At 70.1% G+C, this 13,173-nt stretch carries 13 protein-coding genes and 4 pseudogenes; 9 read left to right on the top strand and 8 right to left on the bottom strand.

Features of this window, described 5'->3' with window-relative positions; translation table 11 throughout:
* Positions 1-17: 17 nt before the first annotated feature.
* The 4 genes and pseudogenes from ABZ807_RS19660 to ABZ807_RS19645 all read left to right on the top strand — a co-directional run bounded on the left by ABZ807_RS19660 (position 18) and on the right by ABZ807_RS19645 (position 3,126).
* Positions 18-1,337 carry a hypothetical protein gene (locus ABZ807_RS19660; protein ID WP_357159609.1) on the top strand — a complete coding sequence of 440 codons (1,320 nt, stop codon included), beginning with the start codon at positions 18-20 and terminating at the stop codon, positions 1,335-1,337.
* Positions 1,338-1,530: 193 nt separating this feature from the next.
* Entirely contained in the window at positions 1,531-2,160 is a 630-nt protein-coding gene (locus ABZ807_RS19655) for a hypothetical protein (protein ID WP_357159606.1), read from the top strand.
* A gap of 99 nt (positions 2,161-2,259) precedes the next feature.
* Positions 2,260-2,382: pseudogene (locus tag ABZ807_RS19650) on the top strand (IS630 family transposase); the annotation flags it as partial.
* Positions 2,383-2,934: 552 nt separating this feature from the next.
* The gene (locus tag ABZ807_RS19645; RefSeq protein ID WP_357159603.1) at positions 2,935-3,126 is read left to right on the top strand and encodes a DUF6767 domain-containing protein; all 192 of its coding nucleotides are present in this window, start codon (positions 2,935-2,937) and stop codon (positions 3,124-3,126) included.
* Between the two features lie 182 nt (positions 3,127-3,308).
* On the opposite strand, the gene ABZ807_RS19640 is transcribed toward ABZ807_RS19645, so the two are convergent.
* The 4 genes and pseudogenes from ABZ807_RS19640 to ABZ807_RS19625 form a co-directional block, all read right to left on the bottom strand.
* On the bottom strand, positions 3,309-3,422 hold the full coding sequence (locus ABZ807_RS19640; RefSeq protein WP_357159600.1) for a hypothetical protein: 114 nt from the start codon (positions 3,420-3,422) through the stop codon (positions 3,309-3,311).
* A gap of 58 nt (positions 3,423-3,480) precedes the next feature.
* Entirely contained in the window at positions 3,481-4,386 is a 906-nt protein-coding gene (locus ABZ807_RS19635; protein WP_357159597.1) for a sulfite exporter TauE/SafE family protein, read from the bottom strand.
* Positions 4,383-4,769, bottom strand: a pseudogene (locus ABZ807_RS19630) (rhodanese-like domain-containing protein); the annotation flags it as partial. The gene ABZ807_RS19635 and the pseudogene ABZ807_RS19630, both read right to left, overlap by 4 nt.
* A gap of 91 nt (positions 4,770-4,860) precedes the next feature.
* Positions 4,861-5,316: pseudogene (locus tag ABZ807_RS19625) on the bottom strand (rhodanese-like domain-containing protein); the annotation flags it as partial.
* On the opposite strand from ABZ807_RS19625, the gene ABZ807_RS19620 reads away from it, so the two are divergent.
* Positions 5,264-5,620: a DUF302 domain-containing protein gene (locus ABZ807_RS19620; protein WP_357159594.1), complete on the top strand. Its 357-nt coding sequence runs from the start codon at positions 5,264-5,266 to the stop codon at positions 5,618-5,620. The pseudogene ABZ807_RS19625 and the gene ABZ807_RS19620 overlap by 53 nt on opposite strands.
* Positions 5,621-5,675: 55 nt before the next feature.
* Here the strand turns inward: ABZ807_RS19620 and trxA are convergent, their stop codons facing one another.
* Entirely contained in the window at positions 5,676-6,044 is a 369-nt protein-coding gene (trxA, locus tag ABZ807_RS19615; RefSeq protein WP_357159591.1) for a thioredoxin, read from the bottom strand.
* Between the two features lie 301 nt (positions 6,045-6,345).
* Between trxA and ABZ807_RS19610 the strand changes: the two genes are divergently transcribed.
* The 4 genes and pseudogenes from ABZ807_RS19610 to ABZ807_RS19595 all read left to right on the top strand — a co-directional run bounded on the left by ABZ807_RS19610 (position 6,346) and on the right by ABZ807_RS19595 (position 9,511).
* Positions 6,346-6,666: a rhodanese-like domain-containing protein gene (locus ABZ807_RS19610; RefSeq protein ID WP_357159667.1), complete on the top strand. Its 321-nt coding sequence runs from the start codon at positions 6,346-6,348 to the stop codon at positions 6,664-6,666.
* 1,016 nt (positions 6,667-7,682) lie between these two features.
* Positions 7,683-7,868, top strand: a pseudogene (locus ABZ807_RS19605) (AMP-binding protein); the annotation flags it as partial.
* A gap of 15 nt (positions 7,869-7,883) precedes the next feature.
* Complete coding sequence (locus tag ABZ807_RS19600) at positions 7,884-8,384, top strand: hypothetical protein (protein ID WP_357159665.1); 501 nt, start codon at positions 7,884-7,886, stop codon at positions 8,382-8,384.
* 68 nt (positions 8,385-8,452) lie between these two features.
* The gene (locus tag ABZ807_RS19595) at positions 8,453-9,511 is read left to right on the top strand and encodes a hypothetical protein (RefSeq protein WP_357159588.1); all 1,059 of its coding nucleotides are present in this window, start codon (positions 8,453-8,455) and stop codon (positions 9,509-9,511) included.
* Between the two features lie 100 nt (positions 9,512-9,611).
* Here the strand turns inward: ABZ807_RS19595 and ABZ807_RS19590 are convergent, their stop codons facing one another.
* From ABZ807_RS19590 to ABZ807_RS19580, 3 genes are read right to left on the bottom strand one after another with little or no spacing between them, the layout of a single operon-like run.
* Complete coding sequence (locus ABZ807_RS19590; RefSeq protein WP_357159585.1) at positions 9,612-10,811, bottom strand: S8 family serine peptidase; 1,200 nt, start codon at positions 10,809-10,811, stop codon at positions 9,612-9,614.
* Entirely contained in the window at positions 10,808-12,343 is a 1,536-nt protein-coding gene (locus ABZ807_RS19585; protein ID WP_357159582.1) for a S8 family serine peptidase, read from the bottom strand. Before ABZ807_RS19585 ends, ABZ807_RS19590 begins: the two co-directional genes overlap by 4 nt.
* Positions 12,344-12,402: 59 nt before the next feature.
* The gene (locus tag ABZ807_RS19580; RefSeq protein ID WP_357159579.1) at positions 12,403-12,951 is read right to left on the bottom strand and encodes a hypothetical protein; all 549 of its coding nucleotides are present in this window, start codon (positions 12,949-12,951) and stop codon (positions 12,403-12,405) included.
* Between the last annotated feature and the right edge of the window lie 222 nt (positions 12,952-13,173).

Genomic DNA, 13,173 nt, shown 5'->3' with positions numbered 1-13,173 from the left:
AGCCAAACTCTGCGGTCATGAGGCTGAAGATCACGCTCCGCCGTGTGGTTGCCATGACCATGGGCGTCTCGGTCGCCGCCACCCTGGGTCTGGCGGCTGCAACACTCTCCTCCGTGCGCGCGCCGGCGCCGGCACATGCCGCGTCGTCGCTTGGTGGCCAGATCACCCGGTCCGAGGTGATCGGCCGCGCCACCGACTGGTACAACCGTCGGTTCGACTCGGACCTGACCTACAACCAGTCGTTGTACACCTGGGACGGCATCCATTCGCGCGAGTATCGCCGGGACTGCTCCGGCTTCGTCAGCATGGCCTGGCACCTCAACGCCAACCCGAACACTCAGGGTCTCGACAGCTCCACCTACACCTTCGCCATCAGCCGGAGTGAGCTCAAGCCGGGGGATCTCCTCGACGATGTGTACGACACCGAATCCGGCTACCCGTACCACGCGATCCTCTTCGGCGGCTGGGAGGACTCGGCGAAGACGAAGTTCTGGTACTACAGCTTCGGCTCGACGCCGTTGGTGAAGAGGACCGGGGCCTCGTTCAGCAGCGCGTCCCTGGAGGGGCATCCCACGTCGTCCTACAAGTCACTGCGCTACAAGAACATCGTCGACGACATCTCCGGCAACGCCTCCATCTACGGCGTGCTGTCGGATGGTCGGTTGACGTATTCGGTCGTGGATGCGGCGGCCGGTACGCGTACGCATGGGGCGGTGGTGTCGTCGGCGTCGTTGGGTTTTGTGCCGAGGGCCATGGCGACGTTGAACTTCAACACGATTCTGGTGACCTCGCCGACCGGTGGCCTGTATCGGGTTGACGTGATCACGAACAACACGTCCTTGACGTTCAACGCTCCCGTGTATCTGGGTGGGGGTTGGACGCACGACCTGCTGGCGTATGACGGCAACGGTCACCTGTTCGGGATCGCCGACGGGGTGCTGCAGCGATACACCGTCACCGCCACCAAGCCTGCATTGAGCAACATCACCAGCCGGGTGGTGATCGACGGCGGGTTCACGTTGAAGACGCTGACCACGACCGGTCCGGACTGGATTCTCGGGACGGTCAGCGACGGGCGCCTGTTGTCGTACCGGATCCAGGGCGCCGGGGACTGGACCAGCGCGGCGCTGAGGACCTCGACCTGGCAGGTATTCGACAGCCTGACGTCTCCCGGAGGCGGGGTCTACTTCGGGCACAAGTCCGACGGCTCCCTCTACCGCTACCTCGATGAAAACCCGTACGACCTCAACGGGTCGGACCTGACCGGGCTCGGCACCGTCGACGACAGCGGTTGGACCCAGGTACTGCTCTCCGCCCAACCCCGAACAGTCTCCTGACCTCCTACCAGATTTCCTATTACACCAAGCACTCCGGCGTACGCGCCTGGGACTCCTCCATCACCATGCCGACCCTCTGAGCTTGCGATCATGCCCGCGGCGCCGACGCGTGCCGCGGGCATGATCGTCATGACACAGTCGCCCTCGATCAGATTCACCACGACGGTCGTCGTATCGATGGGAGCCGTAGCCCGTGAGCGTTGAACCCGCCCCTGCCGAGCCGGACACGACCAGGAACGGTCGCTCGTCGTTCTGGACGTCACTGCCGGGCCTGCTCACGGCCATCTCCGGCCTGCTCACCGCGATCCTCGCCGTCTGCGCCTTCATCTACCAGATCTCCGGATGGGGCGACGACACCACCACCGCCACCAACTCCAACACCTCTACCGACATGCCGACGTCGACGAATCACTCGACTACGGCCACGAAGGCGGCGTCGAGCCCTACCGCCGCGGCCGGAACGGAGGAGCCCCTCTGGCAGAACAAGCTGCTGTTTGGGGGTTCGGGCGTGGACTTCGACACCGTGCCGCCGACTGTCTCACCCGGCGATGGGATGGACTTCTACGACGCTGACGCACACCAGATCGCACCGCTGGGCTCCACCGCCCTGCTGGCGAAATGGACCGGTGTGGGAACGCCGACCGCCGCAGACTGCGCAGACCTGCTCTCCCGGGAAGGCATCAGCAAGACGCAGACGTACTTCCAAGGCGCCAAGTTCTGCGTGCGCTCCAAGGAGACACACATAGTCGTGCTGATCGTGTTCGTGGGCCCGAAGTCCGGCGAGTACCAGATCGACGTCACCGTCTGGGCGCCGCGAGACTAGGCAAGTCAACGGAAGTTTTGCCCGTAACTCACCCGAGTCGGCGTAAATCCGCATAGGAAGACCTCGACAGGGTTTTGCTCGAGTTTCCCGACAGTATGGGGAAGCCCGAGCATGAGCCTGCGTACCGTCTACCGGCGGGTACGCGAGCAGGCCCCCTGGCGCCGACCCCGGCTGATCGCCAAGAGCGACCCCGACGATGACACCATCTGTGCGCGTATCCGCGACGAGGGCGTCCGAATTACGTGATCGCCGACATACAGCATCGGCCCGCCCGAACCTGCCGGTTCCGCCCGACTCGCCGCAGTCGACACCACTTCCGAGATCTGCTGCTCCTGTACCGCGCCGACGGTGGGCTCGACCTGCCCGACATCGGCACCGGGTTCTTCCTACACCCCACCTCCCACGTGGCACGCTTCCACTTTCGGGACGGCCGGATTCGAACCGACGACCCCTTGACCCCCAGTTTTGCAACGATTCTGCCAAGGCGTCACGAGCAATGCCGATAGGTACGGATACCTGGACACATCGGCAGCCGACATCATCCTGGCGTGTCGCCAACTGCCGCTGAATCCGCTGCCTTCAACCTGCCCCGTTGCCAGGGCCGTTACCGCGACCAGCCAAGTGCCTGACGTGCCGGTCAGCGGGCACCTCCGACCAACTTCACCCGCGGTCCCCGGATCAGCTGCCGGCTACGCAGGGTGCGGCGGTTCCGGTCCCGGATGAGGTGACCAACGGCCCCTGTCACGGAGGCCAGCACCCGAGCATCGTTGCGATATGACGCCTCGGAAGCGCACCAGGCCGGATGCGAAGTGCCCGCTCCGACCCGGTGAGCCGTGCACCCTCTGCCAGCTCGACGTCACCGGCCCACAGAACTGCCCCCTGGTGTACCTCGTGATGGGAGACGACGGACTGCGCGAGGGTCTGCACCGCTCTCAACTGGCCGCTGCCGAGGGCACCGGGCAGTAGGGGCTCGACGGGAACTGGCGTCGGGCTGGGCCGACCAAGGCGGCACCCTCGCCGGGCCGGGCGCCGGTCACGAAGCGCTGTCCGCCGCTTCTCCAGGGATCTCCACCACGGGCGCGAACCGCTGGGCGGCGGCAGCCCGCGCGGCGGCGGCGCCTCGGGACTCCGCGCCGAGGTAGGGCAGATCACGCCACTCGATGCGGACCAGTCCCTGGTCGGCGTACCCCCGGATCAGGCTGGGTTCGGTCTCCCAGTCGGCCGCAGAACGGGCACTGGAAGTCGGCGTACTCGACGATCACGACGGGCGCGTCGGGTTTCCCGAGGGCCCCGGACCTGCCGGGCGCCCCTCGTGGTGGCTCAGTGGCGGGACGAGGAGCCGGCCGGTGCCGGAGTGGCCGGTTCGCTCTGCGGTTGCGACTTCCTCCGGCCGCGCAGCACGGTCACCGCCACGGCGATCGCGGCGGCAACACTGATGCCGATCCAGAGCAGCGGGTTGGTGCGTAGCTCCTCGGGCAGTTGCTGGCCGAGGACGAAGACGCCCATGACCACGACGAACCAGCCGAACGACTTGCGCAGGATGTCGGCGGGGATCCGTCCGGCGAGCCGCCCACCGGCGGTACTACCGATGATGGCGGCGGCGGTGACCGCTGCGGCCAGGCCCCAGTTGATGCTGACGCTGGACAGGTAGCCGGCCAGGCCGGCGAAGGACTTCATCGCGATGACCACCAACGAGGTGCCGACGGCGACCGGCATCGGCAGGCCGCCGAGCAGGGCGAGGGCGGGCACCACCAGGAAGCCGCCGCCGGCACCGACCAGGCCGGTGACCAGGCCGACCACCACGCCGTCCAGGATCACCCGGAGCACCGGCAGCTCGTGCGGCACCGGCTTGCCCTCGGCGTTGCGACGGCCGCGGATCATCGCGATCGCGGTGGCCAGCATCATCACCGCGAATCCGGTGAGCAGGAAGCCGGCCGGGATGAACTCGGCCAGCCGGCCGCCGGCGTAGGCACCGGTCATGCCGGCGAAGCCGAAGATCAGTCCGGTACGCCAGCGCACCCGGTTGGCCCGGGCGTGCGGAATGACGCCCACGGCGCTGGTGGCGCCGACGACGAGCAGCGAGGTCGCGATGGCCTCCTTCGCGGGCAGGTCAGCGACGTAGACCAGCAGCGGCACGGCGAGGATCGACCCGCCGCCGCCGAGCAACCCGAGGCTGACGCCGATCAGGACGGCCAGCCCGATGGTCAGTGCCAGGGCCGCGGTCATGCCCGCCCCCCTGTGCTCTCGCGCAGCTGGCCGGCGATGGTGTCCAGGTCGCAGCTGGCGCCCCGGTAGTACGGCAGCTTGCCCACCATCATGCCCATCGCGCAGGTGTTGGTGACGGCGGCGAAGGTGAGACCGACGCCGATGAAGCCAACGACCAGACGGACCTGCCGCTCCAGGTCCCAGCTCTGCTTGCCCCGCTTGATCGGGGCGTTAGCGGCCTGCCAGGCCATGATGCCGACGTTGAGGACCTTCAGGTTTGGCAGACCGGTCTCGGCGAGGGCCTGCTGGGCCGCTCCGGCGCGGGCGCCGGAGCGGCAGATCAGCACCACGTCCTCGTCGAAGTGGTTGCGCAGCTCAGCGCGGTGTTCCTTGCGCAGGTCCAGTCGGAAGTGCTCATGTCTCCTCGTTCGGATGAAACCGCCGGACGGCTGCGGGTGGGACCGGCCGGCGCCGGCCGGCGGTACGTGAGTGGGGTCAGCTGCCGTTGACCATGTCGATGCCGGCGGGGTCGGCTTGGTCGAACTTGTCGTCGATGACGACGACCTCGCGGCCTGCGTTGGCCAGCAACGACGCCGCAGCGGTGGCGCGGTAGCCGGAGCCGCAGTGTACCCAGACGGTGCCGGCGGGTACGTCGGCGAGCCGTCGCGGCAGGTCGGGCAGCGGGATGTGCAGGGCGCCGTCGATGTGGCTGGCGCGCCACTCGTTGGTCATCCGCACGTCGAGGACGACGCCCGCAGCGGGGAGATCGGCGGGGACGTTGCCGGCGCGGGCCGCGGCCAACGCCGGGAAGTCGGCCAGCCGCAGCTCCCGCAGCTGATCCTCCGGGGTCGCCGCCCACTGCTCGGCCTCGCCGGTGGCCTGTGCGGCGGGCCGGTCGATGCCGATCCGGACCAGCTCACGCTGGGCGTCGGCGACCTGCTCCGGCGTCTCCGTTCCCGACCGATGGTCGACTCGGGCGCGTCGGACTGGCTCCCTCGGGGTCGAGCTCGATGAGTACGTCATCCTTGGTGGCTGCAACCCGCCGCTGGCGCACCGTGCCATGGAGGCCGACCGGAACATCGGCCTGCTCCTGCCGTGCAACGTGGTGGTGCGCGCGGACGGGCCGGACGCCACCCTGGTGCAGGCGCTCGATCCGCAGGTGATGGTGCGGTTGAGCGACGGGGCCGAGCTGCGGGCAGTCGCCGACGAGGCGACCCGGCGGTTGCGGGCGGCGCTGGACGCCCTTTCCGGCTGAGAAACGGCAGGGGTGCGGGCGATCGCCCGCACCCCTGCCGTCGTCGCTCAGGGTGTCACCGGCTGGCCGGCTCCCCGGAGATCTTGGCCCGCACCTCGTCCATGTCGAGGTCACGGACCGCCTGGATTACCTGCTCCAGGGCCCGGGCCGGCAGCGCGCCCGGCTGGGAGAAGACCAGCACGCCGTCCCGGAACGCCATCAGCGTCGGGATGGACCGGATCTGGGCAGCTGCGGCAAGGCTCTGCTCCGCCTCGGTGTCCACCTTGCCGAACACGATGTCCTGGTGCTTCTCGCTGGCCTGCTCGAAGACTGGCGCGAAGCTGCGGCAGGGGCCGCACCAGCTTGCCCAGAAGTCGACCAGCACGATTCCGTCCCGGGTGACGGTCTCCTCGAAGTTCGCGCCGGTCAACGCCACGCTCGCCATGTCCAACCTCCATATCTCGGCAGTGCTCCCACACCGGACAACATACCCTGTGGGGTATATGTTCCCCCGGTCGCAGTGCTCACACCCCCGCGTCGGACGGCCGGAATGCCGGGCCGGGCCGCGCCAGCGGCAACCGCAGCCTGGCCGCGGCGCAGTTCCTGGCCCGCGCCGGCATCGACGCCCGGTCGGTCGCCGGCGGCACCGGCGGGTGGGCCCGCAATGGTCGCCCTGTCGTGACGGGAGCGGACGCGTGAAACTCGGCGGAACGCTGAAGAGACTCCTCGGAAAGCCATACGCCTCGGTGCGGCCGGAGGAGGCGGCGGCGCTGATCGCCGATGGAGCAGTGCTGCTGGACGTGCGGGACCCGGCCGAGTGGCGTGCCGGGCATGCGCCACGGGCGCGACACATCCCGCTCGGGCAACTGGCGGACCGGATCGGGGAACTGCCGTCGGACCGACCGGTGGTCACCGTGTGCCGATCCGGAGCGCGTTCCCGACAGGCCGCCGCGCTGCTCGCCCGCCACCACCGCCAGGTCCACAACCTGGCCGGCGGCATGCAGGCCTGGGTGCAAGCCGGAATGGCGCTACAGGCCAAGGGCGGCCGGCCAGGCCGGCTGTCCTGAGCCGGCCCCGACCAGGCAGCCCCGGCACTGAAGGTCTCGGGAGGACGGGACCTTCAGCCCGGAATATACCCCCTGCGGTGTGCGCTGTCGCGAGGGCATCGCTGATCATCACTATGAAGGAGTTCGGCGAGCAATGCATGAAACCTGTGGATAACCCTTTGATCGGGCGTCGCTGCCTCTCCTCCTGCACTCACGACGCCGCCACCGCACGGCCGCCCGTCTCGGACGCGGCGAACCGAGCCAGCCCTGGAGATGAGCCGCGACGGTCGCTCGACGCGCGACTGCCGGCCTCCGGCGGCTCCCAGCGAAGCAGGGGCCAGCGTCGATACGCACAGAAAGACAGCAGATCATAAACCGCCCCTCCCCCGTCGCCGTCGTGTGAGTAGGTCGCCGGAAATCGCCGGCCACCACGGGAAAGGAGACCGGGATGCCCACGGAGGAGATCACGCATCTTCGCGCCGAGGCCCTGTTCGCTTCCCTCACGCAGCCCTCAGAACGGCCTACCCCGGCAAGCATCCGGCAAGCAGTCGACACAACGCTGGCGCAGGTAGGCCCACGAGGATGTCTCGAGCGGGCCGCGTGGGCCTACGGGGCGGATCCGACGACAGCGGTAGCGCGGATGCAGTGGGCGGTCGCGGCCGTTCGTCTGGCGTACGAGTCTCCGCCAGAGGCAGCTGCGGTGCCTGCGCTCTGCAGGGATCCCTACCTGTAGGGCTCACACGGCAACGGCACGCGCCACCTGCCCGGCGACGGGTGTCACTGACTGCGTTGGAGAACCGCCGCGGCCTCCTGTACGTCGTGAATGCTTGACGGCAGGCTACGGAGGTGGAGACGGATGGGACGCGAGGGCCGCGCATGCCGTGCCCGACGAAGAGACGTCCTCGGCCCTTCGGGCGCACGTTCGAGGCGCGCGGCCGAGCAGGAGACGCGGTGGCTATGACACATACTGGTCGCGCTGCGTTACACCCAGCGGCAGCAGCTACACCAGCAGCCGCGCGTCCGAACGGGTGGGTCGAATGTACGTGACCCAGGCGCTCCATCGGCTCGTCCAGCAGGATCCGGACCGACCCATGACGATCTGTGGTGGGCGGGTGCGTTCGGTAGGCGAGTCTGCCGAACGGGTGGCCAGGCTGGCCGCGGGGCTACGCGGGCTCGGTGTCCGCCGGGGTGACCGGGTCGCGGTGCTCGGGCCGAACTCCGACCAGTACCACGTCCGCGTGGTCGGCCCTGGCGGCACCGCGCTTCCCACCGGGGCGGTCGGCGAGGTGATCGTGCGGGGTGGGCACGTGATGTCCGGCTACTGGGGGCGACCGGAGGAGACGGCGGCCGCGGTTCGCGACGGGTGGATGCACACCGGTGATGCCGGGTATCTGGATGGCCGTGGTTACCTCTTCATCGTCGACCGCATCAAGGACATGATCATCTCAGGCGGCGAGAACGTGTTCCCGGCCGAAGTCGAAGCCGTACTGGCACAGCACCCCCGGGTTGCCATGTGTGCCGTCATCGGACTCCCGGACGACCGGTGGGGAGAACGCGTGCACGCCGTCGTCGTGCCGAGCGACACAGGCAGGACAGACGCCGACGAGCTACGCGGGCACTGCCTGGAGCGCCTCGCCCGGTACAAGATTCCCCGCGACATCGAGTTCGTTACGGAGCTGCCGGTTTCCGCCGCCGGCAAGGTGCTCAAGCGACCGCTGCGCCAGCAACGCGTGCGGTAATCCACGGAGGTTTGGCTGTGTCCCACCTGAGCCCGACGACGGCCCGATCACCCCACGCGATGGCCGTCATGACCGACCCGCAGGACCAACTACACCGCATGCTGCTTCGGCTGGCGGGACGCCTCCCGGATGAGGTTGTCGCGGACTGCCGGAGCTGGCTCGCCGACGGTTTGTGCGCCGAGGTGGCACAGGCCGTGAGCTACGCCGCCATCGTTCACGACCTCATCCTTCGCGAGCCCGACGCCGCGCTGCTCACGCAGGTGCTCGTTGACGCGGGCGAGGACGTCGACGCCCTCGCGCTCGCCACCGCGCGCGAGCCGCGCGCGCCGGCATACGGCGCGGCGCCGGTGGGGCCGGATGTCCTTGCTCAGCACGGCGGCACGATCCCCTTCACGCTGGACCTGACCCGGCCAGCGGACGGTCCTGCTCGCGACTATGCGGAGACGGACCCGCTGGACCGGACGGCCGTCGCGGCCGTCGCCGCTGCGCCCGGCCGTCCGCAGGCGTTGTGGCGCTGCTGGCGGTACCCGCCGCCCGGCTCCACTCCGGCAGAGCCACGACGGCTTTACCTCATCCTCGCCGACACTGCGCTCGTCCAGGTGACCGAGCACGTCCGGCGGGCGCTCGCCGACGGTGGGGAGTCCAGTCCGCAGGTCGAGGTCTTCGACGATCCGGACGGCGGCTTGCCGGCGTATCACCGCAACTCGCTCGAGTGCGCGGCTCTCCTGTGGACCGCGTCGGCGGCGTCACCGCCGCGCATGGCACCGCTGCCCGACGACATCGTTGGCGCTCACCGTGCGGCGTCCGCAGGCGATGGCGCCCGGCTGGACGAGCCCGAACGCTCCGCGGTCCTGGCGTACCTCGACGCCGGCGTCCCACTACTCATTGCCCATCACACCACCGACGACGTTCTGGACCCGCGGCAGGCGCAGGTTCCGGTCGCCTATCGAACCGACGGGGAATGGATCTGGGGTGACGCGGCGGCCTACTACTTGAAGCGGTACGGGCTAATACCGCATGGCGAGCTGCTCGACACCATTCGCCGGCGAGAGTACGAGCTGCCGGCGGTGGATTTCGTGGCGGTGCATCGGGCGCTGTCGGCGCTGTATCGGCGCGACGTCGACTGACGCTGCGAGCGGATAGGATCCCCGCCAGCCACCGCAGGGGGTCGCCGCGCGGGTTCTCGGCTACGGCCACAGCGGGCTCAGGCGCAGCGTGTTCTGGCGGTCACCGTGGCCGGCTCTGGGCTCGCCTGCGGCGCCACTGCCGGCCTGTCGCGATGGCCGCCAACGCCAACGCTGTGGCCACCGCCGTCGCGGCACTGAGGGTCAGGCCGAGCGCCACCGATCGCGGGCGAGGCGGCGGTTGGGGCACCACAACCGGCTGCGCCGGCAGTTCGCGGAACGGCGTCGCGCCGACCCGGGTGGCGGCGAGCGCGTCGAACGCGTCGACCATTCCCGCGCCGACCCACGGGCGCATGCTCTTGTCGCTCGCCGGTTCAGCAGTTCGGCCCAGCCGCTCGCGCACCTGATCCGGGTCGAGGTCGGGTTGGTAGGACCGCATCAGCGCGGCCACGCCGGCGACGTAGGCGGCGGCTACCCCGCTGCCGCCGACGCGGTAGTGACCCCGACCAGAGGGTCCGATACTGGCCGCGCCGCCACCCGGCCCGGCAAGGTCGACGCCCGAGTTCTCCGCCGGTCGGCCGACGACCCGGCCCTGCGGGTCCACTGCGCCCACCGCGATGACCTGCGGATATGCGGCGGGGTACCAGACCACAGGGGCGTCGGCACGGTCGGCGGCGGTGGCCACCGCCGCGACGATGACGGTGCCGTGGGTGACGGCGGCGCTGACCGCGCGCCGAAGGTCCGGGGTGGCGCCGGGTGTGCCGGTGCCGAGGAGGATGACGTCGGCACCGCCCGTGACCGCGGCGTTGATCCCCCGGGCGATGCTGCCGGATGGCATCTCGCCCCGGCCGTCGACGATGCGGATCGGAAGGATAGTGGCGGCGGGCGCCACCCCGACGAACGACGTGCCGTCGACCGGCCTGGCCGCGACGAGTCCGGCGAGGGCGGTCCCCCGCCCCAAGCAGTCCCGGTTGGCGTTGCCGCCGCCGACCACGTCGATCCCGGGCAGGACCGCGCCGCGCAGAGCAGGCGCGATGGCACTCACGCCGGTGTCGAGGACGGCCACCACCACGCCCTGACCACGGGTCAGTGGCATGACCTGTCGCGACGCCACCCGGTCCTGCGCCCACGACCGCTGCGTGAGCACTCTGGCCGATTCCTCGACGCACCGGTCCCGCGGCACCGGCAACTCGGGCAGTTCGGCAACGCCGTCGGCTCGGGCCGGCGACACGCCCAACAGCCCGCACGTAAGTACACCGAGCAGGATCGCGGCCGTGAGCGCGATACCTCCATTGCGGGTCACGGCGAATCACCGCCGGCGGTGATGCCCTGCGTCGATGGCTCCGGCCCTACTCCTTGCGGTGGCTCGCTCCCGGCCGCGACCCTACCGCGTCGACGGTGGCGAAGCCGGGTCACGGTCAGCGAGCCCACGGCGGCGAGCCCAAGCCCGCCGAGTACGGCAGTCCAGATCAGCGGCCCGACGTCATCCGGCCTGGACGGCCCCGCCGACGGCATCAACTGGATCTCGACGACCTCGCCGACGGCCGAGGCCGGGTCCACCATCCCCCAGCCAGTGCCCGGATCAGGCAGGACGGTGCTCTGCGAGTCCGCAGACGCGGTGAGGCGCCGCGCAACCTCAGCCGGGCCGAGCCTGGGGTGCGCGGAACGGACCAGCGCTGCGGCCCCGGCGACGAACGCGACGGCGTATTTGCTGCCGCTGAATGAACGCGGCCCTGAGCCGGTCAGATCTGGTCCCGAGACGTCGACGCCGGGAGCGACGAGATCGACGCCGTTGGGAACGTACGGCGCAACAGGTCGATTGTCCCGCCCGACGGCCCCGACCCGCAGGATGCCGGGGCGGGCGGTGGCGGACGGCCCCTCGGTTCCGGCAGCCGGGCCGTGGCCGGTAGCCGTGCGGGCGGGCAGCACGACGAGCACGCCGTGGGCCACTGCGGCATTGAGCGCCTCGATCACCACAGGAACCGACACATCCACGGCGGCACCGATGGCGATGACCTTCACCCCGGCCGCAACCGCGAGGACGATGCCGCTCACCACGTCATCCGCAGCCGTCGGCTCCGCCTCATGCACCACCCGTACGGGCAGGATCCCCGCCTGCGGGGCGACGCCGCCGGCCGGCCGGCCAACAATCGACTCGCCGGCGACGAGGACGGCCATGGCAGTCCCGGACCCCGTGCAGTCGCGGCTACCGAGAGTGTTGCCTTGCGGTACGTCCGCGCCGCGGAGGACCCGGCCGGACAGTTCGGGCCGACCCGGATCGACACCGGAGTCGACCACTGCGACCAGCACGCCCGTACCCCGCGTCGTGCGCCACGCCTTCTCGGGGGCCAGTCGGATGTGGCCCCACTCGTCGACGGACTTGGCCTGGACGCCGGCCCGGGTGGCTGCGCACCGTCCCGGGTTGTCGCCGCCCATCGCGACGTCGGTGACCCTACCCGCCCCGGATGAGGCGGGCGCACCGGTGACCGTGCTTGGCGGCACGGCCGGAGCTGGGCTGCGCGAGGCGGCTGCGACCGGCGGACCGGACGGCAGGACCGTCCCGTACCGCACCCGGTCGCCGGAGGCGTCCCAGGGCAGCACCAGCGTCCAACCGACGTGCAGGGTATCGACGTCCCTCAGGACGCCACCGTCGCTCTGCACCCGCCCCGCGTTCAACCGGAACAGCTCGTCGACCCGTCCCGGACTCGACAGCAGGTTCGTCGCGATCTCTGACAGGGTCTCCGCCCGCCCAGCGGCGGCTTCCCGGACCACGGTGTATTTGACGTAGTCGCCAGGCGGCTCGGCGCTGGCCGGCGTACCAACCGTCAGGGTCATCAGCACAACGGCGGCCAGGGCCAGCGCCGTCAGGAGTCTCCGCGGCGATGAGTAACTCGTCATGGCGTACCTGCCGATGCGGCCGCTGGCGCTGCCTCCGGCCCGACCGGCCGTACCGCCACCGACCAACGCGACGGCAGAACGTCACCGACGACAACCAGCGCGGTTCGGCTGCCTGACCGGATGGCCGTGCGGGCGGTGGCCAGTGCCCGAGCTGGCAGCGCACCGCTGATGACGATCTCGGTCCGACCGTCACCTTCCCCCAGTTCCGGCATCTCGTCGACGACGACGCAGCCGTCGGGCAGGTCACTGCCCAGCACGTCGCCGACGACATGAACGGGATGCCGGTAGGCCAGCAGTTGGCGGGTCAGGCCCGCCACGTAGGGCCGGAGGTCCTCGGCCTTGCCCGTCACGGTGAACACGTCCGGGCACATCGCCAGATCGATGAGCAGGAAAGCATCGTCGTGAACGCCGAGTACGACGGGCAGGGTGGAGACAGGTGGAGTGTCGAAGATGCCGAGCCAGCGGTAGGCCGGTCCACCGTCCCGGGCGACCGCGCTCAGCCGTACCTCGATCTGCCCGTGTCCAGGGAGGAGTTTGACCGTCAACGGGGGCGTCGGTGCGGGTTGCGGTTCACTGGTCGACCGGGGGGCTGCGGCGGTGCTGGTCGGTCTCCGCCAAGCAGGCCGACGTGCGCGCAGCTGCCGCGTCGCCGCTGCCACCAGGTCCACTGTTCTCCGCGCGACGCGGTGGATCGCGCGCCCACAGGCCGCTGTTCTGCGTGCGACGCCGTTGATCGTGCGTCGGCATACCGCTCGTACGCGGGGACC

Origin of the sequence: Micromonospora sp. NPDC047548 (genome assembly GCF_040642975.1) — a bacterium.
Lineage (GTDB): Bacteria > Actinomycetota > Actinomycetes > Mycobacteriales > Micromonosporaceae > Micromonospora.
The sequence above is the reverse complement of the archived record's forward strand: the minus strand, read 5'-3'. Positions and strand labels throughout refer to the sequence as shown.

Bases quoted from the DNA above. Each gene is read 5' to 3' on its own strand.
- ABZ807_RS19660 (WP_357159609.1), top strand. From the start codon at position 18: ATGAGGCTGAAGATCACGCTCCGCCGTGTGGTTGCCATGACCATGGGC.
- ABZ807_RS19645 (WP_357159603.1), top strand. From the start codon at position 2,935: ATGACGCCTCGGAAGCGCACCAGGCCGGATGCGAAGTGCCCGCTCCGA.
- ABZ807_RS19635 (WP_357159597.1), bottom strand. From the start codon at position 4,386: ATGACCGCGGCCCTGGCACTGACCATCGGGCTGGCCGTCCTGATCGGC.
- ABZ807_RS19620 (WP_357159594.1), top strand. From the start codon at position 5,264: ATGCCGATCCGGACCAGCTCACGCTGGGCGTCGGCGACCTGCTCCGGC.
- trxA (WP_357159591.1), bottom strand. From the start codon at position 6,044: ATGGCGAGCGTGGCGTTGACCGGCGCGAACTTCGAGGAGACCGTCACC.
- ABZ807_RS19595 (WP_357159588.1), top strand. From the start codon at position 8,453: ATGACCGACCCGCAGGACCAACTACACCGCATGCTGCTTCGGCTGGCG.
- ABZ807_RS19585 (WP_357159582.1), bottom strand. From the start codon at position 12,343: ATGACCCTGACGGTTGGTACGCCGGCCAGCGCCGAGCCGCCTGGCGAC.